Annotated in this window: 1 pseudogene; it reads right to left on the bottom strand. The window is 76.1% G+C overall.

From position 1 onward, the window contains the following. Window positions 1-389: pseudogene (locus tag G5C51_RS42280) on the bottom strand (hypothetical protein); the annotation flags it as partial. Window positions 390-769 lie beyond the last annotated feature (380 nt).

Below are 769 nucleotides of genomic sequence, written 5' to 3' on the forward strand. Positions count from 1 at the left end.
GGGGCGGGTTCTTCGTCTACAGGGGCGGGGGGTGCCGGCTCGTCGGCCGTGAGCGCGTGGTCCTCGGCCGCGTCGGTCGTCTCCGGCTCGAGGTCCCCGACCTCCGGCTCGAGGTCCTCGGCCGCCGCCGCGGAGTACGCGCTCTCCTCGTGCGCGGGCGCGACCTGCTCGGTCTCTGCGTGCTCGGTCGCCGCCGGCGACGCTCCCTCGGAGGCCTGCTCCGCGGCAGCGGGCTCCGCGTCCGTAAAGTCCGGCTCCTGGACCGCGGGAGTTGTCCAGCCCGTGCTGAAACCCGCCCGGCCGCCGCCGCCCAGCGGCCGCCTCCCGGCCGATCCGGGGTTCGGCCGCTCCTCGTCGCGGCCCTGCGCAGCAGGCATCGCATCACTCATGGTGAAGACGCTACCGTGCCCGACCCACAACTCGCGGCTACGCACTCCGCGCGCAGGGGCGTGCGGCCAGGGAGCGGCGGACGGCTTGGCATCGGATGGTGACGGCCGCGTCGCCGTGGCACCTCTGGTCCCAGTGCGAGTGGGGAGGCTGGCTACGGGAGGAATGGGGGCGGGCGGTTCCGTTGGCTTGCCGGGCGGCGGTTCGGTGGTTCGGTGGTTCGGTGGTGGGGACGGCCGGCGGGTTCGGCTAGGCGGCCGTCCGGTGAGCCTTCGGGCAAGGGCCCCCGCCCCAGCTGCGGCAGCAGCCCCACCGCCCCGCGGGCACCCGGCACCCGGCACCCGGCACCCGGCACCCGGCACCCGGCAGACCAACGCAACCC

The sequence above is a fragment of the Streptomyces coryli genome (assembly GCF_011044975.1).
Taxonomy (GTDB): domain Bacteria; phylum Actinomycetota; class Actinomycetes; order Streptomycetales; family Streptomycetaceae; genus Streptomyces; species Streptomyces coryli.